The organism is Pseudomonas sp. TJI-51 (assembly GCF_000190455.2).
In the GTDB taxonomy this organism is placed as follows: Bacteria; Pseudomonadota; Gammaproteobacteria; order Pseudomonadales; family Pseudomonadaceae; genus Aquipseudomonas; species Aquipseudomonas juntendi.
Window position 1 is genome coordinate 14,922 of the sequence record NZ_AEWE02000099.1, and the last position, 23,520, is coordinate 38,441.

The window sequence follows — 23,520 nt, forward strand, 5'->3', positions numbered from 1 at the left end:
TTTACTGCAAACTCAGGTACGTCCATGCTCGGAATGCGACCATCATCGAAAAACAGATAATGAGGATTAACACCCCACCTACAATGATCCGCTTCATCCCCACGGGGAAACGCTCGACCTCGCTCAAATCGACTAGCCCCCTGCGGGCATAGGGGCCCGGGAACATCAGTACGCCTCCAATGACGCACGTCCGTAAAACCTTCCCAATCAAGCCCGCCCCGGAAAAAGTAATTTTCATATTTCCAATGTACTTGGAGTTAATCAATAACGCTTCAATCCCATCAGTATGCTTGTGAGCCACGTATATCAGTACCAACATAGCCAGGCAACCCGGCCCTAAGATGGACATCCATACCAGCGCTGGCTCAATACTCATTCCGCCACCCTCCGATACAAATACTCACCAATAACTTCACCTCCTTCTGCTCCAATATTCCCACCAACGACACTACCCATCGCCCCTCCCAAGACTGCGCAGGCAAGCGCACCAGGCCCCGTGGTAACTCCCAACACAAAAGTACAGCCAGCAGTAGCAAGGAAACTCCCCACAGAGCCTCCTATGCTCCCTCCACCCAACCCCAATGCCAAAGGGCTATGGGCTATTGCCAATACAGCAGCCAAGTAAAAAATAGTACGATCAGTGTAATTAGTAGAATCTGAGCAACCCATAAACGCACTAACAATTTCTTCAGATCGACTGGAGTCTTGCGGACGTCTTCGCCATCTAACATTCCTTTACGAACGCTAAAGGATCTCATTGTTAACATTGCTGAAATTGAGCCGAGGCGCATGACCCTTCCAAACAGGCCAGAGCTGCCGTACATCTCCCTATTAACGACCACCATGCGACTATTCGACAAGTATGATTCGATACGACCCAAGCATCGATGCGCAACAAAGGCCAGTACAGCGAACATCAAGAAGGGTGAAATAATCAAAAAAACACCGAGCACAGCCACCTGCTGGCTATTCATCGTACGGCCTCATAAAAAATCTCACCCAAAGTCTCGCCTCCCATTTTTCCTAGCGCCCCACCAGCCATACCACCAGCGGCCCCCCCCAGCACTGCGCACGCGATAGTTGCCGTTCCTCCCGTGGGAATACCGACCGCAACACAGACCATTGGGCCCAATGCTGCCCCAACATATCCAATCGCACCTCCAATCCCCCAGCTAGCGGCCAATGAACTTCGCTCGATATACTTAACTCTTCGACAATCATCCTCTCGACCGAGCATGCAAGCTTGACGAATCGATAACTCCGTTGACGCCAAATCCAGCGCCATGCCCACATACGTCCCCTTTTTAATCCAACTAGCGGCCCTCGCCACACCCGCTATCTTTTCTGAGTAACCGCTAATTTCGCCAGTATGCAAAAAACTTTTTGTAGATATACCAAGCGCCCTCTTGATCTTGCCCCTGCTTCGCAACCCTGACCCATATGCGGCCATGCCATCCAATTGCGCCTCCAACTTCAGAAACAAAGCTGTGCGCTTCGCATAAAAATCATTACGCTCTTTCAACGTACCGTGATTCAAATACTCTCTATGAAGCTGCTCAATCTCTTCAAGCGTTTTCTTGATAGCTTCGACGTGCTTACTCCAGGCGTCACTGGCTACGCCTGCGCCTATGGAAGCACGGACCAGCAAACTCTGCAGCAACTCATAGTTCTCCAGTAGGAATCCATCAATTCCCCCTCCGCCCAACTCAATGTCCAGGTGTATTCCAGCCGCCTTCCCCATGAGGAAAGCTTCATGACTGGTGCAGGTCGGAGTGCTTGGGTCACCCAAGATTACAAGCTCGCCAGGGAACACCACACCATTGGCGATATGTGCATTCAGCACATCAAACTTGGCCCGCTGATTGGCCGACATGGGCGTGTCAGCCTTCAGCGACTCATACGATTGCGCCTGAGGATTGATAAAGCTGCGTGCCTCGGACATGGTCGCACCTCACGCATACTTCTTGTTGGCGATGCGGTCCCAGCCGCCGGTCACGTTGCCGCCCGCGCTGCCGTCGCGGCGTTTCTGCCGCGTATAGGTGGTCTTGATGCGGCCGTAGTGCAATTGAATCACTTCTATCGGCACCCCGGCGCTGGCGCTCTGGGCGTAATCGGCGATGATCACTTCTTCGAGAACGACTTCGTAGTACTTGAGCTTTTCGGTACCGGCACGGCACACCACTAGCTTCACTTCCTTCAGGTGCTGCCCGGCACAGCTAGCCTCCAGCAGCTTGCAGCTAGCACTGTCCAGGTATTTGGTGAAGGTAAAGTTGGTGAGTGTGGTGCGGCCTGATGATGCGCCACCCGCTGAGCTTGCGGTGGCAGAGGTGCTCTGATTGGCACCGAACTTGTAGCCGATGATTTCGATCCAGTTGGCGTACTGCTCGTCCAGTGCTTCGCCAGTGATTTCCGCGATTTGAATATAGGCATCGAAAGCCATGCTTACCTCTCCTTGGTAAAAATTGGGCTGATAACGACGATGTTCCGACATCGCCGTACTGAGGTTGTTCCTGAAGAAAGCGGCGAAGTTTGCCGAGCGCCTTCAGGCAAGATCGACACTAGCTCCCTGCGTCTAGCGCTGCAACAGCAAACATTCTAACGAGACCTATTTGGGAAATACCCTACAATTTTGAGGAAGATGCAGACTTGATCACGTAAATGAATGTTTCACCTTCATATTCAGCGCTGTCTACAAATTCGCCAACATCCGACGCACGATCAGGCCATGTACCTGGCCAACCGGCAGCATGTACAGCCGGCCAAAGGCATTGAAACACCGCACCGACGTGGTCACTTTCAAGCGCTGCCCATTCACATCCATGCAGACCATCACCGCCAAGTGCGTATCGCGCGACGTCAGCACCAGTTGCTGGTCGCTGATGGCCTCGACAGTGAAGAAGTCCAGATGCTCGCCGTCGGCTGGCACATGCCCAGGATTCTGGGGAGTGAAGCCATGGATATCGGCGACATTGAATCGACGCGAGATGAAGTCACGAATGCGGAAGGCCTTGGCCAGCCAGGCGGGAACATCCGAGGTCATGGCGCAGTAGGCTTGCAGGGCGGTCATCGGGGCAGTGAGCTGTATGCTGGCACTGTGGAGAAAATCGAGGTCTGCCTGGGCGGCGACCAATTGGGCGGACATGAGCAACTCCCTTTGTCATGTGTCGCTGACAGCATAGCAACATGACTTGCTGTAGGAGCGGCCTTGTGTCGCGAAAGGGCCGCGAAGCGGCCCCAGCAATAGATGTGTTTACGCGAATATCCTGGGACCGCTTTGCGGCCCTTTCGCGACGCAAGGCCGCTCCCACAAGAAGAGACTGCGCAGGATTCAGGCCCGGAACTGGCCCAGGCTGGCGCGTAGCTGAGCCGCCAAGTCATCCAGCACCTTGCTGCTGGCCGTGGTCTGCATCACCACCTCAGCCGAGCGTTCGGCCTGGGCATGGATGTTCTCCACCCGCCCCCGCACCGCCTGTGCGCCATGGGCCTGTTGTTCGGCTGCGCGAGTCGCCAAACCAATGGCCGCGTGAACTTGCTCCACCGCAGCCTGCACCGACTGCTGGCGACGTTCGTTGTCGCGCAGCACCAACAGGCCTTCACTGGCCTTGAGCCCGGCCTGGCTGATAGTAGCCACGGCCTCCTTGGCGCCCTTCTGTAACGCGGCGATGTGCGACTGTATATCGCCAGTGGAGCTTTGTGTCTTGCTCGCCAGCGCCCGCACCTCATCGGCCACCACGGCAAACCCGCGCCCGGTCTCGCCTGCCCGGGCCGCCTCGATGGCGGCGTTCAAGGCCAGCAGGTTGGTCTGCTCGGCGATGCCGTGAATAACCGTCAGCACCACTTCGATCTGCTCACTCTGCTTGGCCAGGCGCTCGATCACCTGGGAGCCCGTCTCCACTTGGCCGGCCAGGTTCTCGATCAAGCTCGCCAGCTGGGTCGAGCTGCGGCTGTTCTCGTCGGTGGCCTGGCGAATATCCACCACCTGCTGCAGAGCCGCCTGCATCGCATGGCTTTCGGCCTGGGCTTCGTCAGCCATGCTCGACAGGTCGCGCAGGCTGGCTGCCACTTCATCACGCTGCAGCGCGGCAGCAGCATCGGCGCCGGCATTGCGCTGGGCCATCGCGCCTATCTCCACGCCGGTACGCTGCGCCACTTCGCCCGCCTCCCGCACGATTGGCTGCAGCTTGTCGACAAAACGGTTCACCGCCGAGGCCATGTCGCCAATTTCATCGCGGCTGTCGAGCGACACGCGCTTGGTCAGGTCGCCCTCGCCGGCCGCAAGGTCATTCAGGGCAGTTATCAACAGGCGCAACTTGCTCAGCACCCGGCGCCCCAGCACCACGGCCACGACCAGCAATACACCTAGCCCCACCACCGCCAAGCCCAGACCGATGCGCCAACGCAGCTCGGCAGCGGCATCGCGTACGGTCTGCGCGGTATTGGCCTGCATTGCCGCTGCACTGCCCTGTGCTTTCTCCAGACGTTCGCGCAGGGTGTTGCCGCTGTCGGCGGCAGCACCGTTCAGGCTGTCGCCAACCAACTGCTCACCACTGGCAATCAGCGCCGAAAAGCGCTGGTCAAGGGCCTTGAGTTCCTGGTCGATGCCTGCGGTGGAAACCCCCATGACCACTTTGCCGATTTCCGCACCATTGGGGTTGATCGGCGCTTCCACGAAGTACACCGCCGGGTCGCGCCGGGCGGCGTCGATCACCTTGTCCAGCGCGCGCTCGCCTTGGCCTTTCTCCATCAACGCCTGGTTGATCGGGTTTTGCCGGTTCAGGTAGCGGGTCAGGTGCTGCCCCTGGGCGTCGTCGTAGATCACGAACAGCACATTGGGATTGCGCTGGGCGCGGCGGGCGAAGTCGGAGAGTACCGGCACGTCGTTATCCCAGATCGCCCGCGGGGCGACCGAGGCCAGTAACTCGGCCATGTCGCTGGCCGAATCCTTGAGGTTCTTCTCCAGGGTGCTGCGCAGTTGCTGCTGCTCGCTTTGCAGGCGCGTCGCCAACCCCGCGCTGAGGCGCTGGCGAGTGCTACTGGACAGGCCGTCGAGGCCCGAACGTACATCCTGCCCGGCTTGCTCCAGCTCGCTGGCGAGTTGGCGGCTGTCATTACCCAGGCGCTCGCCAAGGTCGGCCTCAAGGGCAGTCACCGTGCTGCGGGTGAGGGCAACGGCAACCAGTACCTGCACCAAAAGCGCGATACCAAGGGCAACAAACACAGGCCGCAGAAGGCGGCTTCGTAACAGTGAGAGGATGGCAGACACGTTGTAACCCTCGTGTTTTCTGGCGCCACTATTTTGATGGCATCGTCAGATGTTTCTTACAGCAAGGGTTGTGCCGGGGGGAGCAGGGATATGCGCCAAGGTTGAGCAACGGGGTTGCCTAGGCTGGTCCTATCGCCTGCAAGCCAGCTTCCACAGAAAGCCCACAGCGCTCAAGGCAGGCATACGCCACAAACAAAAACGCCGCAGCCCCTTTCAGGGCCACGGCGTCAGATCAGCCTGGAGGGCAGATCAGGCGAACGGATGACGCAGGACGATGGTCTCGTTGCGGTCCGGGCCGGTCGAAATGATGTCGATCGGGGCGCCGACCAACTCTTCGATGCGCTTGATGTAGTTGCGCGCGGCCTGCGGCAGCTCTTCCAGGGTTTTCACGCCCAGAGTCGACTCGCTCCAGCCTGGCATCGCTTCGTACACCGGCTCCAGGCCGATGTAGCTGTCGGCATCGGAAGGTGCGTCGATGACGGCACCGTTCTCGTTCTTGTAGCCAACGCAGATGTTGATGGTTTCCAGGCCGTCGAGCACGTCCAGCTTGGTCAGGCAGATGCCCGAGATGCTGTTGACGTCGATGGCGCGACGCAGGATCACGGCGTCGAACCAGCCGCAACGGCGAGCACGGCCGGTGGTGGAGCCGAATTCGTGGCCACGCTTGGCCAGGGTTGCGCCGGTTTCGTCGAACAGCTCGGTCGGGAACGGACCGGAACCCACGCGCGTGGTGTAGGCCTTGGTGATGCCCAGGATGTAGTCCAGGTACATCGGGCCCACGCCGGAACCGGTGGAGATACCACCAGCCGTGGTATTGGAGCTGGTGACGTACGGGTAGGTACCGTGGTCGATGTCCAGCAGCGAACCCTGGGCGCCCTCGAACATGATGTCCTTGCCGGCGCGGCGCAGGTTGTGCAGCTCGGCGGTGACGTCGAGCATCATCGGCTTGAGCTGTTCAGCGTAGGCCATGCACTCGTCCAGGGTCTGCTGGAAGTCGATGGCCGGCTCTTTGTAGTAGTTCACCAGCTGGAAGTTGTGGTAATCCAGCAGCTCACCGAGCTTGGCAGCGAAACGCTCGCGGTGGAACAGGTCACCCACGCGCAGGCCGCGGCGGGCGACCTTGTCTTCGTAGGCTGGGCCGATGCCGCGGCCAGTGGTGCCGATCTTGGCTTCGCCACGGGCTTTTTCACGGGCCTGGTCCAGGGCCACGTGGTACGACAGGATCAGCGGCGCTGCCGGGGAGATGCGCAGGCGCTCGCGCACCGGTACGCCCTTCTCTTCCAGCTTGGTGATTTCACGCATCAGCGCATCCGGGGCAACGACCACGCCGTTGCCGATCAGGCACTGTACGCCTTCACGCAGGATGCCGGACGGAATCAGGTGCAGAACGGTTTTTTCACCGTTGATCACCAGGGTGTGGCCCGCATTGTGGCCACCCTGGTAGCGCACTACGGCGGCAGCATGTTCGGTCAGCAGATCGACGATCTTGCCTTTGCCCTCATCACCCCACTGGGTGCCCAGGACGACGACATTCTTACCCATTACATTGGTCCTCATTCACGCAAACTTGGTTGCCGGCCTGTTGCCGACGCAGAAACTCACTGGGCCAGCGGCAGAACCTGCCAGCGCCCGTCTTGCTGAATCAATTGCCGATCACAATCCGCCTCGAGAGCAGCACTCAACGGCTGGCCAGGCAGAGCCTGAACCACACGCTGGCCCTCGCTGCGCAACTGGCAGACTTGCTGCCAGAGGGCCGCGTCGCCACTGTCGGGCATCCAGATGCCGCCAGTTGGCAATACGACCTCCGCTCGCCCCAGTGTGACCAGGGTCTTCAAATCCGTGGAGAAACCTGTGGCTGGGCGTGCCCGGCCAAAATCGGCGCCGATGTCGTCATAGCGCCCGCCCTGGGCAATCGACTGCCCCTCGCCCGGCACGAACACGGCGAACACCACACCGGTGTGGTAGTGGTAACCGCGCAGCTCACCGAGGTCGAAGTACAGCGGCAGTTCCGGGTAGCGCGACGCCAGCCGGTCCGCGATCGCCAGCAGGTCGTCCAGCGCGGCCAGCACGCTGGCCGGGGCGCGCCCCAGGCGCACGCGCGCTTCGTTCAGCACTTCACGGCCGCCGCACAGCTCGACCAGCGCACGCAACATGTTGCCCAGGTCCTTGGGCAGGTCGGCAGTCAAGGCTTGCACCTCATCGACCGACTTGCGTTGCAGCGCGTCGAACAACTGCTGCTCCACTGCCCCGGACAGGCCGGCCGCCCGGGCCAGGCCGCGGTAGATGCCGACGTGGCCAAGGTCCATGTGTACGTCCGGCACGTCAGCCAGTTGCAGCGTGGCAAGCATCAGGCTGATGACTTCGACGTCGCTGGTAGGGCTGGCATCGCCGTACAGCTCGGCACCCAGCTGGATCGGGCTGCGCGAGGTGGACAGTGCGCGCGGCTGGGCGTGCAGCACGCTACCGGCATAGCACAACCGGCTTGGGCCTTCACGGCGCAAGGTGTGCGCGTCGATACGGGCCACCTGCGGGGTGAAGTCGGCGCGGAAGCCCATCAGGCGGCCGGACTGCGGGTCCACCACCTTGAAGGTGCGCTGGTCCAGGTCCTGGCCGGCGCCGGTCAGCAGCGACTCCAGGTACTCGATATGCGGGGTGACGACCAGTTCGTAGCCCCAACCCTGGAACAGGTCCAACACCTGGCGGCGCGCGATCTCGATGCGCGCGGCCTCAGGTGGCAGTACTTCCTCGATGCCATCTGGCAGCAGCCAGCGGTCTACCGTTGCCATTACGCCATTTCCCCTCTGGTCCGGGCGGCTTGCCAGCAGGCGAGCCGTCAGTAAAGCCGGTATCGCGCACAGCAGCGGGCAGCACTGATCCCAGCGCAGCCACCGTACCCGATACCCTCGAATTGCCTTGCGAGCTGAGCAAACCGTCAACCGGCGCTGTGCCAATCAACCTTGCAGACGCAAAAAAGCCGGGAAATTTCCCGGCTGCCTCATGATACACCCCTTTTCATTCAGGATGCACCCCGCCTGGTGTTTTAGCTGCCAGGCGGAGCGCTGCCGCATGAAAATCAGGGCCTGAGCATTACGGCTTGCTCTTGTCCAGGAAGCGGAAGAACTCGTTCTTCGGATCCAGGACCAGCACGTCGCTCTTGCTCGAGAAGCTTTCGCGGTACGCCTGCAGGCTACGGTAGAACGCATAGAAGTCCGCGTCCTGGGTGTAGGCCTTGGCATAGATGGCGGCCGCCTGGGCGTCACCGTCACCGCGGGTTTCTTCCGCTTCGCGGTACGCTTCGGCCAGCAGCACACGGCGCTGGCGGTCGGCGTCGGCACGAATACCTTCGGCCAGCTCGTTACCCTTGGCGCGGTGCTCGCGGGCTTCACGCTCACGCTCGGTACTCATGCGGTCGAACACGCTGCGGTTGACTTCCTTCGGCAGGTCGATGGCCTTGACACGCACATCGATCACCTCGATGCCCAGCTCCTTGTTGGCCATGCGGTTCAGCGATGCGGTGATGTCAGCCATCAGCGCGTCGCGTTCACCGGAAACCACCTCGTGCAGGGTACGTTTACCGAACTGGTCACGCAGGCCACTTTCCAGGCGACGCGAAAGCCGCTCGTCGGCGATCTGCTTCATGCCCGACGTGGCGGTATAGAAGCGCTCGGCGTCCTTGACGCGCCACTTGGCGTAGGCGTCGACCATCACCGCTTTCTTCTCCAGGGTCAGGAACCGCTGGGTCGGGGCGTCGAGGGTCATGAGGCGGGCGTCGAACTTGCGTACCTGGTTCACGTACGGGATCTTCACGTGCAGGCCTGGCTGAACATCAGCCTGGACCACCTTACCGAAGCGCAGCAGCACTGCACGCTCGGTCTGGGACACGATGTAGAAGCTGTTCCAGGCCACGATGGCCAGGACCACGGCGGCGATCAGGGCGATCAGCGATCTGTTGCTCATCAGCGGCTCTCCCTAGTGCGCAGCGGCTGCTGTTGCTGTTGCATGTCCTGCGCCGCACGCGCGGCCGCATCGTTGGCCGATGGCGATACGCTGGTGGTTGGCGCGGACGCGTTGCGGCTGCCTTCGACCATTTTGTCCAGCGGCAGGTAGAGCAGGTTGTTCTGCCCATCCTTGGTTGCCACCATGACCTTGCTCGAATTGCTGTAGACCTCTTGCATGGTCTCCAGGTACAGACGCTGGCGGGTCACGTCAGGTGCCTTGCGGTACTCACCGAGCAACTTGCTGAAGCGATCGGCCTCACCCTTGGCGCGGGCGATGACTTCGTCGCGGTAGCCGTTGGCGTCTTCGATGATGCGCTGCGCCTGACCACGGGCTTCCGGCACCACGCCATTGGCATAGGACTCGGCCTGGTTGCGGGCGCGCTGCTCGTCTTCGCGGGCACGGATCACGTCATCGAAGGCTTCCTGCACTTCACGCGGGGCTGCCGCGCTCTGTACGTTGACCTGGGTAACGGTGATACCCGTGCGGTAGTTGTCGAGGAAGCGCTGCAGGCGCTCGCGGATATCCACGGCCATCTGCTCACGGCCTTCGGTCAGTACCTGGTCCATCGAGGTGGAACCCACCACGTGGCGCAAGGCACTGTCGGTGGCGTGCTGCAAGCTCACCTCAGGCTGGTCGACGTTGAGCACGAAGTCCTGCAGGTTGCTGATCTTGTACTGCACGGTCAGCGGCACCTCGACGATGTTCTCGTCTTCGGTCAGCATCTGGCCCTGCTTGGTGTAGGCACGCTCACGCGTGACGTTCTCCATGTACTTGCGATCGATTGGCGGGAAGTAGATGTTCAGGCCGGGACCGACCGTTTCATAGTACTTGCCGAAGCGCAGCACCACGGCCTGCTCCTGCTCGTCGACCACATACACGGCGTTGTACAGCCAGATGGCAGCCAGCACCGCCAGGCCGATGCCCAGCAGACCGAAGCCACCGCCCTTGCCGATGTTGCGGTCACCGCCGCCACGTTTCTTCTTGCCGCCGAACATGCCATTGAGGCTGTCCTGCAGTTTGCGGAAGGCCTCGTCCAGATCCGGCGGACCTTTCTTGTCACCACCGCCGCCACCGCCACCACGGCGGCCGCCCCAGGGATCCTGATTGTTCGAGTTGCCACCCGGCTCGTTCCAAGCCATAGCGCTCTCCATCTGATAAAGCAAAGACGCGCCCACGGCGCGCCGTCCAATGCTACAGAATGCCTGTCACTGCTGCCCGGCGACCTCGACGGGCATTTATTGCAAAGTGTGTTGCTCGACAAACACTTGCGGCTCCATGCCTTCGCGGCTGACCAGGCGATTCAGTTCGACCATGGGCAGTCGCACGCTCAGCAGGCTGCGCCCTTCTTCATCATGCTCTTCACTCTGCACCGCACCCAAGGCAAAGAATTGCGCGCGCAAGCGGGCAAAACGCTGCTCCAGGCAAAGGGTACCGACAAACAGATCTTCCCCCAGCAACTCGGCAATCGCCTGGCCGACCAGCTCCAGGCCACGCCCATCGCGTGCCGATACCCAGACCCGTTCCGGCTTGCCATCGGCATTGCGCTGGATCTGCGGCTCGACATCTTCGAGCAGGTCGAGTTTGTTATACACCTCGAGGATCGGCAAGCCTTCGGCGCCAATCTCGCCCAAAACCGCCAGCACTTGCTCGATCTGTTCCATGCGCTCGGGCTCATGGGCATCGATCACATGCAGCAACAGGTCGGAGTTGCTCGACTCTTCGAGCGTAGCGCGAAATGCCTCGACCAGCTTGTGCGGCAAATGGCGAATGAAGCCCACGGTGTCGGCCAGCACGATCGGGCCAAGGTCGTTGAGCTCGAGCCGGCGCAAGGTCGGGTCGAGGGTAGCGAACAGCTGGTCCGCGGCGTACACCTCGGATTCGGTCAGGGCGTTGAACAGCGTGGACTTGCCAGCGTTGGTGTAACCCACCAGCGACACCGAAGGGATGTCTGCACGCTTGCGCCCGCGCCGTGCCTGCTCGCGCTGGCTACGGACCTTTTCCAAGCGCGACTTGATCTGGCGGATGCGCACGCGCAACAGGCGCCGGTCGGTTTCCAGCTGGGTTTCACCCGGGCCGCGCAGGCCGATACCCCCTTTTTGCCGCTCCAGGTGAGTCCAGCCACGCACCAACCGCGTGCTCATGTGCTCCAGCTGGGCCAGTTCGACCTGCAGCTTGCCTTCATGGGTACGCGCCCGTTGGGCGAAGATATCGAGGATCAGCCCGGTGCGGTCGAGCACACGACACTCGAACACACGTTCAAGGTTGCGCTCCTGGCTGGGCGTGAGGGTGTGATTGAAAATCACCAGGTCTACCTGTTCGGCATGGACCAGGTCGTGCAGCTCTTCGACCTTGCCACTGCCAATCAGGTATTTGGCGGAAGGCTGATGCCTTGTCACCGTGACCAGCGAAATGATGTCGGCACCGGCCGACAATGCCAGTTCCTGAAACTCCTGCGGGTCTTCGCGCGCCTCAGGGTTCTGACCTTCCAAGTGAACGAGCAACGCCCGCTCACCACCACCGTGGCGCTCAAAGAACAATGCAGGCTCCTATCAGGCGTTGCCTGGCTCGCTGTCACCGTGCTCGGAATCGGACGGGCTTGGCAGGCGAACCGGACGGGCTGGCACCACGGTCGAAATGGCGTGCTTGTAGACCATCTGGCTCACGGTGTTCTTCAGCAGTACCACGAACTGGTCGAACGACTCGATCGAACCCTGCAGTTTGATGCCGTTGACCAGGTAAATGGAAACCGGGACCTTCTCTTTTCTCAAAGTGTTCAGGTAAGGGTCTTGTAGCGAATGCCCTTTTGACATATGCCGCACTCCTGTAAGGATAAATAATAGAAAATCAATGAAATCGATAAATTAGGCCGCCCCTTCGCAAGAATAGACGGCAATCAGCAGGGACTCAGCTCAATATGGAGATGGGCCCCAGGTATTTCAAGGTGCGGGACAGATTGTCGCAGGCCAGGCTGTCTAGCCAGTGTACGTCAGGCCAGCCACGCAACCAGGTGAACTGCCGTTTGGCCAGCTGCCGGGTCGCGATGATACCGCGTTCACGCATTTCACTCTCTGACAGCTTGCCGTCCAGGTAATCCCAGACTTGCCGATACCCCACTGCCCGTATAGACGGTAACCCGGCGTGCAAGTCACTTCTGGCTCGCAGTGATCGGACCTCGTCGATAAAGCCCTGTTCCAGCATCTGCGAAAATCGTAACGCAATTCGCTGATGCAAAATGTGACGATCTGTAGGAGCAATCGCCAAGCTGGCGACAGTATAGGGCAAATGCCCGCCAGCGCCTGCGTCTGCGCCGCGACTTTCAGCGAATTGACGTTGCCGGTGAGCCGTCATGCTCTCACCGCTCACCCGGTAGACCTCCAGGGCGCGGATCAACCGCTGCGGGTCGTTGGGGTGAATGCGCGCCGCCGACACCGGGTCGACCTCGGCCAGTTGGCGGTGCAACTCGCCCAGCCCCAAGGCCGCCGCCTGGGCTTCAAGCTCGGCACGCACGCCCGCATCGGCCGCTGGCATGTCGGCAAGGCCGTCGACCAACGCTTTGTAATACAGCATGGTACCGCCGACCAGCAGCGGGATTTTGCCGCGCCCGCTGATCTCGGCCATGGCCTGCAGTGCGTCGGTGCGAAACTGCGCGGCCGAGTAGCTTTCGGCCGGGTCGCGGATGTCGATCAAGCGATGCGGGTGGGCGGCAAGGACTGCTTTCGACGGTTTGGCCGAGCCGATGTCCATGCCGCGGTAGATCAGCGCCGAATCAACGCTGATCAGCTCGCACGGCAGCACTTTGGTCAGTTCGATGGCCAGGTCGGTCTTGCCGGCGGCCGTCGGACCCATGAGGAATATCGCTGGGGGCTTGCCGCTCATTTCATCGACCGCGCAGGAAAAGTTTGTCCAGGTCGTCCAGGCCCATCTGGGTCCAGGTGGGACGGCCGTGGTTGCACTGGCCGCTGCGCTCGGTGTTTTCCATATCGCGCAGCAGGGCGTTCATCTCGGGAATGGCCAGGCGCCGGTTGGCGCGTACCGCGCCGTGGCAGGCCATGGTGCCGAGCAGCTCGTTGAGGTGGGCCTGAATACGGTCGCTGGTGCCGTATTCCATCAGGTCGGCCAGCACATCCTGCACCAGGCGGTTGGCCTCGGCCTGCTTGAGCAAGGCCGGGATCTGGCGGATGGCCAGGGTTTCCGGGCCCAGCCGCTGCAGTTCGAAGCCCAGGCGCTGGAACCACTGCGCGTGCTCTTCGGCGCAGTCGGCTTCGCGCTGGCTCAGGGCCAGGGTTTCCGGCACCAGCAGCGGCTGGCCGCTGAGGCCCTCGCTGGCCATGGCTACCTTCAGGCGCTCGTACATGATGCGCTCGTGGGCGGCGTGCATATCGACCAGCACCAGGCCGACAGCGTTCTCGGCCAGGATGTAGATACCCTTCAGCTGCGCCAGCGCGTAACCCAGCGGCGGAATGTCGCCCTGGCTTTCCGGCAGGGTGGCTGCCGGGGCGGCGCCATTGTCCAGCGGCTTGTAAAACTCGCGGTACACCGCCTGCGCCTCGGCCGCCGGCAGCGGTGGCGAGGGCCGCGGGGTGTACTGGTACTGGTAACCGGCACCACTACCGCCGTTGCTGGCGGTGTGTTGCGGCGCACGTGGCTGCTCGAGCACAGGCGAAGCCAGGCGCATTTCCCCCTGCGGGCCGAACTCACCGGCCTGCTGGCCAGTGGCGCGAACGGCTTCAGGCACCGCAGCCGGGGCGGCCAGCTGGTCTTCCGGGCGCACATCGGCCAGGGCCCGGTGCAGGGTGCCGTACAGGAAATCGTGCACCGAACGCCCTTCGCGGAAGCGCACTTCATGCTTGGTCGGGTGCACGTTCACATCGACGCCATTGGGTTCCAGTTCAAGGAACAGCACAAAGGTCGGGTGCCGGCCGTTGAACAGCACGTCACGGTAGGCCTGGCGCACGGCGTGGGCCACCAGCTTGTCGCGCACCGCACGGCCGTTGACGAAGAAGTACTGCAGGTCGGCCTGGCTGCGCGAGAAGGTCGGCAGCCCAACCCAGCCCCACAGGCGCAGGCCGTTGCGCTCGACGTCGATCGGCAGCGCCTGCTCCATGAAGCCCGGGCCGCAGATGGCACCCACCCGCCGCGCACGCGCCACTTCATCATGGGCCTCGTGCAGGCTGAGGATGCTCTTGCCGTTGTGGCGCAAGTGGAAGCCGACGTCGAAACGCGCCAACGCCAGGCGCCGGATGACCTCCTGCAGGTGATCGAACTCGGTTTTCTCGGCCTTGAGGAACTTGCGCCGCGCCGGGGTATTGAAGAACAGGTCACGCACTTCGACCGAAGTACCCACCGGGTGGGCCGCCGGCTGCACCCGCGGGAGCATGTCGCGGCCTTCGGTTTCAACCTGCCAGGCTTCTGTGGCACTGGCAGTACGCGAGGTCAGGGTCAGGCGCGCCACCGAGCTGATCGAGGCCAGGGCTTCGCCACGGAACCCCAGGCTCAATACGCCTTCAAGGTCTTCCAGCTCACGGATTTTGCTGGTGGCATGACGGGCCAGCGCCAGCGGCAGGTCGTCGGCAGAAATACCGCTGCCATCATCCCGCACCTTCAGCAGCTTGACGCCGCCCTGCTCCACTTCCACATCGATGCGCCGGGCTCCGGAGTCCAGGCTGTTTTCCAGCAGTTCCTTGGCTACCGAGGCCGGCCGCTCGACCACCTCGCCAGCGGCGATCTGGTTGGCCAGCCGCGGGCTGAGCAGTTGGATGCGCGAACCACCACTCATTGCGAAGCCAATGTGGTGGCAGGGATATCCAGACGCTGGCCGACCTTCAGCTCATCGGACTTCAGGCTGTTGGTGTTGCGCAAGCTGGCCACACTGACCTGGTAGCGCACCGCCAGCATTGCCAGGGTTTCGCCTGGGCGCACCGTGTGCTCACGTGGGCCGGCGGCAATCTTGCCGGTGTCACGCAGCCAGGCGATATAGGTGCCAGGCGGCGGGTTCTGCTGGAAGAACTGGCGCACCCCGGTATGAATCGACCGCGCAAGCGCTTGCTGATGGCTGCGACTGGCCAGCTTGGCCGCCTCACTGGCGTTGGAGATAAACCCGGTCTCGACCAGGATCGACGGAATGTCGGGCGACTTCAGCACCATGAAGCCAGCCTGTTCCACACGCTGCTTGTGCAGCGAGGTGATGCGGCCCATGTTGCCCAGCACTTTCTGCCCGACATTCAGGCTGGAGCTGAGCGTGGCCGTCATCGACAGGTCGAGCAGCACACCCGCGAGCATGCGGTCCTTGTCGTCGAGGCTGACGTTGCCGGCGCCCCCGATCAGGTCGGAACGGTTTTCCGTGTCTGCCAGCCAGCGTGCGGTTTCGGAGGTAGCGCCACGGTCGGACAGGGCAAACACCGATGCGCCGAACGCAGCCTTGGACGGCGCGGCGTCGGCGTGGATCGAAACGAACAGGTCGGCGCCCTTCTTGCGGGCGATTTCGGTGCGTTTGCGCAGCGGAATGAAGTAGTCACCGGTGCGGGTCAGTTCGGCGCGGAAGCCCTTTTCCGTGTTGATCTGGCGCTGCAGCTCCTGGGCGATCTGCAGCACGATGTCTTTTTCATGCTGGCCGCGCGAGCCGGAAGCACCCGGGTCCTCGCCGCCATGACCGGCGTCGATGGCAATGACGATGTCGCGCTTGCCGCTAGGTACCGGCGGCAGCTTGATGGCTGGCTGGGTCGGCGTGACCGGGACCGCTGGCGTGGTGGCAGGCGTTTGCACTGGGGTCGGTGGTGGGGTTGGCGCCGTGGCCGCGATGGCATCGGCTTCCTGATCGTACAGGTCGACCACCAGGCGGTTGCCGTACTGGGCATTGGGCGCCAGGGTAAAGCTCTTGGGGGTGACCGACTTCTTCAGGTCAACGACCACACGCAGGTCGGTCGGCGTGCGCTGGGCCGAACGCACGCTGCTGATCGGCGTGTTGGAAGTCGCCACTTTCAATGGCGCCGCCAAGGTCGCGCCATTGATGTCGATAACCAGGCGATCCGGTGCGCTCAAGGTGAAGACGCTGTGCTGCACGGGGCCAGACAGGTCGAAGACCAGCCGCGTGTTGTCTGGCGCGCGCCACAGGCGCACGCTCTTGACTTGAGTGACGGCCAGAGCGTCAACGGTCACCGTTGTCAGCAGCAGCCCAACGATGGCGACCAGTGCGCGTATGCGCATACCTACCCCACTTACTGTTTATAGTGTTTGGCCAGTGCCACGCACCAGGCCTCGCCGCGAGCCCCCTGCGGCGACAGGTTCAGCGAGCGTCCGCCCGCTTGGGGGCTTATGGTAATGGTCAGGTCGGGCTTTGGCAAAACGCCCGCACCCTTTTGTGGCCACTCGAACAGGCACAACGGGTCGCCCTCGAAATAGTCACGAATCCCCATGAACTCCAGCTCCTCCGGATCGACCAGCCGATACAGGTCGAAGTGAAAAGCTCGGACAGCGCCGATCTCGTAGGGTTCGACCACGGTGAACGTCGGGCTTTTCACTGCACCAGTATGGCCCAGGCCACGGATCAGGCCACGCGAGAGCGTGGTTTTACCCGCGCCCAGGTCGCCTTCCAGGAAAATGACACCGCGACCACCGGTCACTTCGGCCATTTTTGCACCAAAGTCGACTGTAGCCGCTTCATCGGCCAGAAACAGATTTAAGCCACACACGCAGAATGCTCCTCCAACAACGCTCGAATGACCGGCGCCAGATCGCTGGCCGCCAGGCCCCTGCCTTCAACCCCCAGACGCTCACCGGCACAGGCGTGAAGCCAGGTACCCAGGCAGCCGGCACTCCAGGCGTCCAGCCCCTGGGCCAGCAACGCCGCCAGCACCCCGGTCAGCACATCGCCCAAGCCCGCGCCGGCCATGGCCGGGTGCCCGCGCTCGCACAGCATCAACTGGCCGGACGGGTGCGCCACCAGGGTACCTGCCCCTTTGAGCAGGCACACACTGTTGTAGCGCCGCGCCAGCTTGCGCGCAGCGCCCGGCCGGTCGGCCTGCACCGCTTCGGTGGAAATGCCCAGAAGCCGCGCCGCTTCCCCGGGGTGAGGGGTGAGAATGCTACCGCTGGGCAGGGCCAATGGGGTGCCTGCCAGCAAATTCAGGGCGTCGGCGTCCCATACCTGCGGGCGCTCGGCGTTCGCCACTGCCGACAACAGGCTCCGGCCCCAGGCAGCCTGCCCAAGGCCAGGGCCCACCACCAGTACCGTGGCGCGCTCCAGCACGCCGACCAACTGGTTGGCCGACTGTACCCCCAGGCACATCACCTCAGGCAGGCGGGCCAGGCTCGCGGGTAGATGTTCGGGCCGGGTCGCCACGCTGACCAGGCCGGCGCCGCAGCGCAAGGCGGCTTCGGCGCTGAGCAGCACAGCGCCACCGGTGCCCAGGTCGCCGCCCACTACCAGCACATGGCCGAAGTCGCCTTTGTGCGCATGCGGGTGCCGTGCCGGCAGGTGTGCGACAGTCACGCTGCTGAGCAGTTGTAGAGTGTTGCCAGGGTGTTTGGTCTGCGGCATGGGGTCAAAGGCTCCAATGTCTGGCAGAATTATACGCACCTGAGCCCGTATTGCCTTGCCCATCCATGCCTGCCTCTACACCTGACCTCGCCCAACTGGCCCAATCGATCAAGATATGGGGCCAGGAACTCGGTTTTGCCCACGTCGGCATCGCCGGGGTCGACCTTGGCGAACACGAACAGCACCTGCAACGCTGGCTAGACGCCGGTTACCAGGGCGAAATGGAGTACCTGGGTGCCCATGGCAGCAAACGGGCGCACCCCGACCAACTGATTCCCGGCACGGTACGCGTGGTCTCGCTGCGCATGGACTACCTGCCCGGCGATACGCAGATGGCGCAACGCCTGGCGCAACCGGAAAAAGCCTACGTATCACGCTACGCCCTGGGCCGTGACTACCACAAGCTGGTGCGCAAGCGCGTGCAATTCCTGGCAGACCGTATCCAGCAAGCCATCGGCCCGTTCGGCTACCGCGCCTTCGTCGACAGTGCCCCAGTGCTGGAGAAGGCCCTGGCCGAGCAGGCCGGGCTGGGCTGGATCGGCAAGAACACCCTGCTGCTCAACCGCAAGGCCGGCAGTTACTTCTTCCTGGCCGAACTGTTCGTTGACCTGCCGTTGCCGGTGGACGAAGCCACCACCAGTGAACATTGCGGGCGTTGCCAGGCGTGCCTGGACATCTGCCCGACCCAGGCGTTCGTCGGGCCCTATGTACTGGACGCGCGGCGTTGCATCTCGTACCTGACCATCGAGCTGAGAGGGCCGATTCCTGTCGAACTGCGCTCGATGATGGGTAACCGTGTATTCGGTTGCGACGACTGCCAGATCGTCTGCCCGTGGAACCGCTTCGCCAAGCACAGCCAGGAGCAGGATTTCCAGCCGCGGCATGGGTTGGAGAATGCCGAGCTGGCCCAGATGTTCCTGTGGGATGAGCGTACTTTCCTGTGCAAGACCGAGGGCGGGCCGCTACGCCGGGCAGGCTATGAGCGGTTCTTGCGCAACCTGGCGGTGGGCTTGGGCAATGCGCCGCCGACGATACCGGTGATCGAGGCGCTGAAGGCGCGGCGCGAGGATGCCTCGGAGCTGGTGCGCGAGCATGTCGAGTGGGCGCTGGCCCGGCACGGCATTCAATAGCTACACGGCCCACTGTGGGAGCGGGCGCGCCCGCGAGTTTGGCAACTCGGTGGATGCACCGGCTGCGCCGGTGTTCGCGGGCATGCCCGCTCCTACAGGGACCGCGCCGGGCCTGGGGCAGGTTTACTGCTGGTCGTTGTAGTGGAACTTGGGCATTTCCCAATGGAAACGAATCGCCAGCAAGCGCACCAGGAACCCACCAAAGAGGGTCAGCAGCATCGCCTGCTCCGCCGGCACCTTGAAATACACGCAGCCCAGGTAGAACCACGCCGCGGCGAACGACACGCTGGCGTACAGCTCGCGGCGGAACACCAGCGGGATGTCGTTGCAGAAGATATCGCGCAAGATCCCACCGAACACCCCCGTGATCACCCCGCTGATCGAAGCCACCAGCATGCCCTGCCCCATTTCCAGCGCCGTCATGCAGCCAATCAGGGTAAACGCCACCAGCCCCAGTGCGTCTAGCACCAGGAACAGCGAGCGCAGGCGGCGCATCATTGGCGCGATGAAAATGGTCAAAAGAGCAGCAAAGCTGGTCAATACCAGGTACTCAGGGTGTTTCACCCAGGTCAGCGGATAGTGCCCGAGCAACACATCGCGCACCGACCCGCCACCCAGGGCGGTAACACAGGCGATCAGCACCACGCCGAACCAGTCCATGCCGCGACGCCCGGCAGACAACGCACCGGTCATGGCTTCGGCAGTGATGGCAATGAGGTAGAGCATCAGCAACATGGTGCGGGTCCGTGCGGGAAAGGCGCGCAGTCTAACCAGTTGCCCAAGGCACCAAAAGGGGGCGCAGCCAGAATATCTGCGCCGTAACGGTTCACACCTTGATGAAATGTTCGCGGTAGTGGCGCAACTCGGCAATCGATTCGCGAATGTCGTCCAGCGCCAGGTGCGTATTGCCCTTCTTGAAGCTGTCACGCACGTCCGGCGCCCAGCGCGCTGCCAGTTCTTTCAGCGTCGAGACATCCAGGTTGCGGTAGTGGAAGTAGTTTTCCAGGTTGCGCATGTGCCGGTAGAGGAAGCGACGGTCCTGGCAGATGCTGTTGCCGCAGATCGGCGATTTGCCTTTGGGCACCCACTGTTCGAGGAATGCAATGGTCTGGGCCTCGGCCTCGGCCATGCCGACCTTGCTGTCGCGCACCCGCTGGGTCAGGCCAGACGCGCCATGGGTGCGGGTGTTCCACTCGTCCATGCGGGCCAGTACTTCATCGCTGTGGTGGATGGCGATCACCGGGCCTTCGGCCAGGGTGTTCAGCTCGCTGTCGGTGACAATGGTGGCCATTTCGATGATGACGTCGCTGTCCGGATCGAGGCCGGTCATTTCCAGGTCGATCCAGATCAGGTTCTGTGGGTTTTGCATGCAGAAGCTCCTCATATAGCCCGTCATATTAGCCTAGTGGCCCAGCCACGCCCATTCACCGCCACAAGGTAAGGGCAATGGTGCAACGCCTGGCGTGCTAAACTGCCTGCCGTTTTCAATGCCCTGACCCGGGCCCTTCTCACGGAATGTTCATGGCCAAACGCCAGCTCAATCGCCGCCAGAACTGGCGCATCGAAAAAATCCAGGGCGAGCGTGCTGCTCGCGCGGCCAAACGCGAGCAGCATGTGCTGCAGGAACTGGAAGGTGGCGACCTGGGGCCGGAACAACTTGGCCTGGTGATTGCCCACTTTGGCGTGCAGGTCGAGGTGGAGGCCCAGGATGGCGACGTTGCAGGCCAGGTGTTCCGCTGCCACTTGCGCGCCAACCTGCCAGCACTGGTCACTGGCGACCGCGTGGTATGGCGTGCAGGCAACCAGGGCATAGGCGTGATCGTGGCGCAGATGCCACGCAGCACCGAACTGTGCCGGCCAAACAACCATGGCCAGTTGAAACCGGTCGCAGCCAACGTCGACCTCATCGTGATCGTGTTTGCCCCGGCCCCGGAACCGCACCCGAACCTGATCGACCGTTACCTGGTCGCTGCCGAGCATGCAGGCCTGCGCCCGCTGCTGCTGCTGAACAAGGCCGACCTGATCAACGCCGAGAACGGCCCCGGCCTGCAGGCGCTGCTGGAGGTTTACCGCGAGCTGGGCTACCCGCTGCTGGAGGTATCTGCCCACCACGGTGATGGCATGCAACGCCTGCAGCAGCAACTTGACGGGCACATCAGCGTGTTCGTCGGCCAGTCGGGTGTGGGCAAGTCTTCGCTGGTCAACAGCCTGCTGCCCGAGGCCGGCACCCGCGTCGGCGACCTGTCGGAATGGTCGGGCCAGGGCACCCACACCACCACCACCGCGCGGCTGTACCATTTCCCCAATGGCGGCGACCTTATCGACTCGCCGGGCATCCGCGAATTCGGCCTTGGCCACGTCAGCCGCAGCGATGTGGAGGATGGCTTCATCGAGTTCCGCGACCTGTTCGGCACCTGCCGCTTCCGCGATTGCAAACATGACCGCGAGCCAGGCTGCGCGTTGCTCAAGGCGCTGGACGATGGCCGGATCTCGCAGCAACGCATGAACAGCTACCGCTCGATCATCGCCAGCCTGACGGAAGACAGCTACTGACCGGGCTGTAAGCCTTCCTCCGCGCTGAGGCCCACCTGCACGGCCCTGCAAAACGCCGTGCAAGGTTCCGCGGGGCCTACTGCTCCTTGCTCTCGTCCATCTTCAGCGTGCCATCCTCGAAGATGTTCAGCTTCTGGCGCAGTTCACGTGGTTGCATCGGCGCCTGATCGGCCCCGGCACCGGACGCCGCGCCACTGGCCGGCGGAACCGCAGGCGGGGCTGCCGGCGCTTGCGGTGCACCCTGTTCGCCCTGCTCGCCCTCGATGTTGCGCTGGGCCTTCTTGGTCAGCACGATGATGTCGATGCGGCGGTTTACCGGGTTGAACGGGTTCTTGCGGTCGAACAGCGATGACGATGCATACCCCACCACCCGAGCCACCTGGCCGTCCGGGTACCCACCTGCCACCAATGCCCGGCGTGCGGCATTGGCGCGGTTGGCCGACAGCTCCCAGTTGCCGAACTCGCCAGTGCCGGCATACGGTTTGGCGTCGGTGTGGCCGCTGATGCTGATCTTGTTGGGCACTGCCTTGATGGTGTCGGCCATGGCCAACAGAATGTCTTCGAAATATGGCTGCAGGCGCGCACTGCCGATATCGAACATCGGACGGTTCTCGGCGTCCATGATCTGGATACGCAGGCCATCCTGGGTGATCTCGAACAGGATCTGGTCCTTGAACTTCTGCAGTTGCGGGTTCTCTTCGACCTTGTTCTGCAGCTCCTGCAACAGCAACTCAAGGCGCTCGCGCTCGACCTGCTCGGCCATGGTCTCCACCTGGTCCTTGTCCAGCTGGGTGGGCGACGGCTGCGTCGGCTCGGTTTTCACTTCCGGGTTGATGGTTTTGTCCGGCGCCATTTCGGGGGAACCACCCAGGTCGATGACGTAGGGCGTACCACTTTCGGAGAACCCGATCGGGTCCTGGAAGTAACCGGCAATGGCGATCTTCTGTTCAGGCGTGGCCGTGGACAACAGCCACAGCACCAGGAAGAACGCCATCATCGCCGTGGCGAAGTCGGCAAAGGCGATTTTCCAGGCGCCACCGTGGTGGCCGCCGCCAAAGCGCTTGACGCGCTTGACGATGATGGGCTGATTGTTCTCCATGAATCAGCGACCGCGAACCGCTTGTTCCAGCTCGGCGAAGCTTGGGCGGTGCTTGGGGTACAGCACCTTGCGCCCGAACTCGACCGCCAGCGACGGCGGCATGCCCGAAGCCGAGGCCACCAGCGATGCCTTGATCGACTCGTACAGGTTCAGCTCTTCCTTGGCGTCGTGCTCCAGGCACTTGGCCAGCGGGCCGAAGAAGCCGTAGGCCGCGAGAATACCGAAGAACGTACCGACCAGCGCCGCACCCACGTGCATGCCGATGGCCGCCTGGTCCCCATCGCCCAGCGAGGCCATGGTCACCACGATACCCAGCACCGCCGCTACGATACCGAAGCCGGGCATGCCATCGGCGATGCCGGTCACCGCATGGGACGGGTGCTCAAGCTCTTCCTTCATACTCAGCAGCTCCATGTCGAACAGGCCCTCGAGCTCGTGCGGGGCCATGTTGCCGGTAGACATGATGCGCAGGTAGTCGCAGACGAACGCGGTCATGCGCTCATCGGCCAGTACCGTGGGGTACTTGGCGAAAATCGGGCTGGCGGCGGCGTCTTCGATGTCGGCCTCGATGGCCATCATGCCTTCGCGACGGCTCTTGTTGAGGATTTCGTACACCAGCCCCAGTACTTCAAGGTAGAACGCATGGCTGAAGCGCGAGCCGAACATCTTCATCGACTTCTTGATGACGTGCATGGTCATGTAGCCAGGGTTGGCCTGCAGGAATGCACCAAAGGCCGCACCGCCGATAATCAGTACTTCGAACGGCTGGATCAGCGCCGCGATCTTGCCGTGGGAAAGCACGTAGCCGCCGAGCACGCTCGCGAATACGACGATGATGCCGATAATTTTAGCCATAGGTTCAAAGCACTTGCTGTCGTGGTCAGGGGAAGAGACGAGAGCTGTAAAACTCTTCTTCTACTTATCGGCAGAACTGCGCCAG

Annotated in this window: 23 protein-coding genes and 1 pseudogene; 2 read left to right on the forward strand and 22 right to left on the reverse strand. The window is 62.3% G+C overall.

Annotated features, from left to right (window positions below; genetic code table 11):
* Position 1: 1 nt before the first annotated feature.
* The 18 genes and pseudogenes from G1E_RS20170 to G1E_RS20250 all read right to left on the reverse strand — a co-directional run bounded on the left by G1E_RS20170 (position 2) and on the right by G1E_RS20250 (position 17,798).
* On the reverse strand, positions 2-376 hold the full coding sequence (locus G1E_RS20170; RefSeq protein WP_009681295.1) for a hypothetical protein: 375 nt from the start codon (positions 374-376) through the stop codon (positions 2-4).
* A 223-nt stretch (positions 377-599) separates the two neighbouring features.
* A complete protein-coding gene (locus G1E_RS20175; protein ID WP_009681296.1) occupies positions 600-974 on the reverse strand; it encodes a hypothetical protein in 375 nt (124 codons plus the stop codon).
* Complete coding sequence (locus tag G1E_RS20180; protein ID WP_047150054.1) at positions 971-1,942, reverse strand: hypothetical protein; 972 nt, start codon at positions 1,940-1,942, stop codon at positions 971-973. The genes G1E_RS20175 and G1E_RS20180 overlap by 4 nt, the downstream gene beginning before the upstream one ends.
* Positions 1,943-1,951: 9 nt before the next feature.
* On the reverse strand, positions 1,952-2,440 hold the full coding sequence (locus G1E_RS20185; RefSeq protein ID WP_009681298.1) for a type VI secretion system tube protein Hcp: 489 nt from the start codon (positions 2,438-2,440) through the stop codon (positions 1,952-1,954).
* A gap of 249 nt (positions 2,441-2,689) precedes the next feature.
* Entirely contained in the window at positions 2,690-3,142 is a 453-nt protein-coding gene (locus G1E_RS20190; protein WP_009681299.1) for a DUF2867 domain-containing protein, read from the reverse strand.
* A 186-nt stretch (positions 3,143-3,328) separates the two neighbouring features.
* A complete protein-coding gene (locus G1E_RS30270) occupies positions 3,329-4,213 on the reverse strand; it encodes a methyl-accepting chemotaxis protein (protein ID WP_370593776.1) in 885 nt (294 codons plus the stop codon).
* Positions 4,187-4,927 (reverse strand): annotated as a pseudogene (locus tag G1E_RS30275) (HAMP domain-containing protein); the annotation flags it as partial. The gene G1E_RS30270 and the pseudogene G1E_RS30275, both read right to left, overlap by 27 nt.
* Positions 4,928-5,512: 585 nt before the next feature.
* Positions 5,513-6,805: an adenylosuccinate synthase gene (locus G1E_RS20200; RefSeq protein WP_009681301.1), complete on the reverse strand. Its 1,293-nt coding sequence runs from the start codon at positions 6,803-6,805 to the stop codon at positions 5,513-5,515.
* Between the two features lie 56 nt (positions 6,806-6,861).
* Entirely contained in the window at positions 6,862-8,049 is a 1,188-nt protein-coding gene (locus tag G1E_RS20205) for an ATP phosphoribosyltransferase regulatory subunit (RefSeq protein ID WP_009681302.1), read from the reverse strand.
* 301 nt (positions 8,050-8,350) lie between these two features.
* Positions 8,351-9,220, reverse strand: a complete 870-nt coding sequence (gene hflC / locus G1E_RS20210) for a protease modulator HflC (RefSeq protein WP_009681303.1) — start codon at positions 9,218-9,220, stop codon at positions 8,351-8,353.
* Positions 9,220-10,401, reverse strand: a complete 1,182-nt coding sequence (gene hflK / locus G1E_RS20215; protein WP_009681304.1) for an FtsH protease activity modulator HflK — start codon at positions 10,399-10,401, stop codon at positions 9,220-9,222. The genes hflC and hflK overlap by 1 nt, the downstream gene beginning before the upstream one ends.
* A 96-nt stretch (positions 10,402-10,497) precedes the next feature.
* Positions 10,498-11,799: a ribosome rescue GTPase HflX gene (hflX, locus tag G1E_RS20220; protein ID WP_009681305.1), complete on the reverse strand. Its 1,302-nt coding sequence runs from the start codon at positions 11,797-11,799 to the stop codon at positions 10,498-10,500.
* Positions 11,800-11,811: 12 nt separating this feature from the next.
* A complete protein-coding gene (gene hfq, locus G1E_RS20225; protein WP_003258160.1) occupies positions 11,812-12,072 on the reverse strand; it encodes an RNA chaperone Hfq in 261 nt (86 codons plus the stop codon).
* Positions 12,073-12,166: 94 nt separating this feature from the next.
* Positions 12,167-13,138 carry a tRNA (adenosine(37)-N6)-dimethylallyltransferase MiaA gene (gene miaA, locus G1E_RS20230; protein WP_009681306.1) on the reverse strand — a complete coding sequence of 324 codons (972 nt, stop codon included), beginning with the start codon at positions 13,136-13,138 and terminating at the stop codon, positions 12,167-12,169.
* 1 nt (position 13,139) lies between these two features.
* Positions 13,140-15,038, reverse strand: a complete 1,899-nt coding sequence (gene mutL / locus G1E_RS20235) for a DNA mismatch repair endonuclease MutL (protein ID WP_009681307.1) — start codon at positions 15,036-15,038, stop codon at positions 13,140-13,142.
* Positions 15,035-16,465 carry an N-acetylmuramoyl-L-alanine amidase gene (locus tag G1E_RS20240; RefSeq protein WP_009681308.1) on the reverse strand — a complete coding sequence of 477 codons (1,431 nt, stop codon included), beginning with the start codon at positions 16,463-16,465 and terminating at the stop codon, positions 15,035-15,037. Before G1E_RS20240 ends, mutL begins: the two co-directional genes overlap by 4 nt.
* 11 nt (positions 16,466-16,476) lie before the next feature.
* Positions 16,477-16,950: a tRNA (adenosine(37)-N6)-threonylcarbamoyltransferase complex ATPase subunit type 1 TsaE gene (gene tsaE / locus G1E_RS20245; RefSeq protein ID WP_009681309.1), complete on the reverse strand. Its 474-nt coding sequence runs from the start codon at positions 16,948-16,950 to the stop codon at positions 16,477-16,479.
* Positions 16,938-17,798: an NAD(P)H-hydrate dehydratase gene (locus tag G1E_RS20250; protein WP_009681310.1), complete on the reverse strand. Its 861-nt coding sequence runs from the start codon at positions 17,796-17,798 to the stop codon at positions 16,938-16,940. The genes tsaE and G1E_RS20250 overlap by 13 nt, the downstream gene beginning before the upstream one ends.
* A gap of 65 nt (positions 17,799-17,863) precedes the next feature.
* On the opposite strand from G1E_RS20250, the gene queG reads away from it, so the two are divergent.
* Positions 17,864-18,928, forward strand: coding sequence for a tRNA epoxyqueuosine(34) reductase QueG (queG, locus tag G1E_RS20255; RefSeq protein ID WP_009681311.1), 1,065 nt, complete (start codon positions 17,864-17,866; stop codon positions 18,926-18,928).
* Positions 18,929-19,051: 123 nt separating this feature from the next.
* Here queG and G1E_RS20260 read toward each other — a convergent pair whose 3' ends face one another.
* Both G1E_RS20260 and orn read right to left on the reverse strand, forming a co-directional pair.
* Positions 19,052-19,663, reverse strand: coding sequence for a trimeric intracellular cation channel family protein (locus G1E_RS20260; RefSeq protein WP_003249516.1), 612 nt, complete (start codon positions 19,661-19,663; stop codon positions 19,052-19,054).
* 91 nt (positions 19,664-19,754) lie between these two features.
* The gene (orn, locus tag G1E_RS20265; RefSeq protein WP_009681312.1) at positions 19,755-20,297 is read right to left on the reverse strand and encodes an oligoribonuclease; all 543 of its coding nucleotides are present in this window, start codon (positions 20,295-20,297) and stop codon (positions 19,755-19,757) included.
* Between the two features lie 152 nt (positions 20,298-20,449).
* Between orn and rsgA the strand changes: the two genes are divergently transcribed.
* Complete coding sequence (rsgA, locus tag G1E_RS20270; protein WP_009681313.1) at positions 20,450-21,481, forward strand: small ribosomal subunit biogenesis GTPase RsgA; 1,032 nt, start codon at positions 20,450-20,452, stop codon at positions 21,479-21,481.
* A 76-nt stretch (positions 21,482-21,557) separates the two neighbouring features.
* Here the strand turns inward: rsgA and motB are convergent, their stop codons facing one another.
* Both motB and motA read right to left on the reverse strand, forming a co-directional pair.
* Positions 21,558-22,580 carry a flagellar motor protein MotB gene (motB, locus tag G1E_RS20275; protein ID WP_009681314.1) on the reverse strand — a complete coding sequence of 341 codons (1,023 nt, stop codon included), beginning with the start codon at positions 22,578-22,580 and terminating at the stop codon, positions 21,558-21,560.
* A gap of 3 nt (positions 22,581-22,583) precedes the next feature.
* Positions 22,584-23,435 carry a flagellar motor stator protein MotA gene (gene motA, locus G1E_RS20280; RefSeq protein ID WP_009681315.1) on the reverse strand — a complete coding sequence of 284 codons (852 nt, stop codon included), beginning with the start codon at positions 23,433-23,435 and terminating at the stop codon, positions 22,584-22,586.
* Positions 23,436-23,520: the final 85 nt, after the last annotated feature.

Excerpts from the sequence above, each read along its gene's own strand:
- G1E_RS20170 (WP_009681295.1), bottom strand. The coding sequence starts at position 376 with ATGAGTATTGAGCCAGCGCTGGTATGGATGTCCATCTTAGGGCCGGGT.
- G1E_RS20175 (WP_009681296.1), bottom strand. The coding sequence starts at position 974 with ATGAATAGCCAGCAGGTGGCTGTGCTCGGTGTTTTTTTGATTATTTCA.
- G1E_RS20180 (WP_047150054.1), bottom strand. The coding sequence starts at position 1,942 with ATGTCCGAGGCACGCAGCTTTATCAATCCTCAGGCGCAATCGTATGAG.
- G1E_RS20185 (WP_009681298.1), bottom strand. The coding sequence starts at position 2,440 with ATGGCTTTCGATGCCTATATTCAAATCGCGGAAATCACTGGCGAAGCA.
- G1E_RS20190 (WP_009681299.1), bottom strand. The coding sequence starts at position 3,142 with ATGTCCGCCCAATTGGTCGCCGCCCAGGCAGACCTCGATTTTCTCCAC.
- G1E_RS30270 (WP_370593776.1), bottom strand. The coding sequence starts at position 4,213 with ATGGCCTCGGCGGTGAACCGTTTTGTCGACAAGCTGCAGCCAATCGTG.
- G1E_RS20200 (WP_009681301.1), bottom strand. The coding sequence starts at position 6,805 with ATGGGTAAGAATGTCGTCGTCCTGGGCACCCAGTGGGGTGATGAGGGC.
- G1E_RS20205 (WP_009681302.1), bottom strand. The coding sequence starts at position 8,049 with ATGGCAACGGTAGACCGCTGGCTGCTGCCAGATGGCATCGAGGAAGTA.
- hflC (WP_009681303.1), bottom strand. The coding sequence starts at position 9,220 with ATGAGCAACAGATCGCTGATCGCCCTGATCGCCGCCGTGGTCCTGGCC.
- hflK (WP_009681304.1), bottom strand. The coding sequence starts at position 10,401 with ATGGCTTGGAACGAGCCGGGTGGCAACTCGAACAATCAGGATCCCTGG.
- hfq (WP_003258160.1), bottom strand. The coding sequence starts at position 12,072 with ATGTCAAAAGGGCATTCGCTACAAGACCCTTACCTGAACACTTTGAGA.
- miaA (WP_009681306.1), bottom strand. The coding sequence starts at position 13,138 with ATGAGCGGCAAGCCCCCAGCGATATTCCTCATGGGTCCGACGGCCGCC.
- mutL (WP_009681307.1), bottom strand. The coding sequence starts at position 15,038 with ATGAGTGGTGGTTCGCGCATCCAACTGCTCAGCCCGCGGCTGGCCAAC.
- G1E_RS20240 (WP_009681308.1), bottom strand. The coding sequence starts at position 16,465 with ATGCGCATACGCGCACTGGTCGCCATCGTTGGGCTGCTGCTGACAACG.
- G1E_RS20250 (WP_009681310.1), bottom strand. The coding sequence starts at position 17,798 with ATGCCGCAGACCAAACACCCTGGCAACACTCTACAACTGCTCAGCAGC.
- queG (WP_009681311.1), top strand. The coding sequence starts at position 17,864 with ATGCCTGCCTCTACACCTGACCTCGCCCAACTGGCCCAATCGATCAAG.
- G1E_RS20260 (WP_003249516.1), bottom strand. The coding sequence starts at position 19,663 with ATGTTGCTGATGCTCTACCTCATTGCCATCACTGCCGAAGCCATGACC.
- orn (WP_009681312.1), bottom strand. The coding sequence starts at position 20,297 with ATGCAAAACCCACAGAACCTGATCTGGATCGACCTGGAAATGACCGGC.
- rsgA (WP_009681313.1), top strand. The coding sequence starts at position 20,450 with ATGGCCAAACGCCAGCTCAATCGCCGCCAGAACTGGCGCATCGAAAAA.
- motB (WP_009681314.1), bottom strand. The coding sequence starts at position 22,580 with ATGGAGAACAATCAGCCCATCATCGTCAAGCGCGTCAAGCGCTTTGGC.
- motA (WP_009681315.1), bottom strand. The coding sequence starts at position 23,435 with ATGGCTAAAATTATCGGCATCATCGTCGTATTCGCGAGCGTGCTCGGC.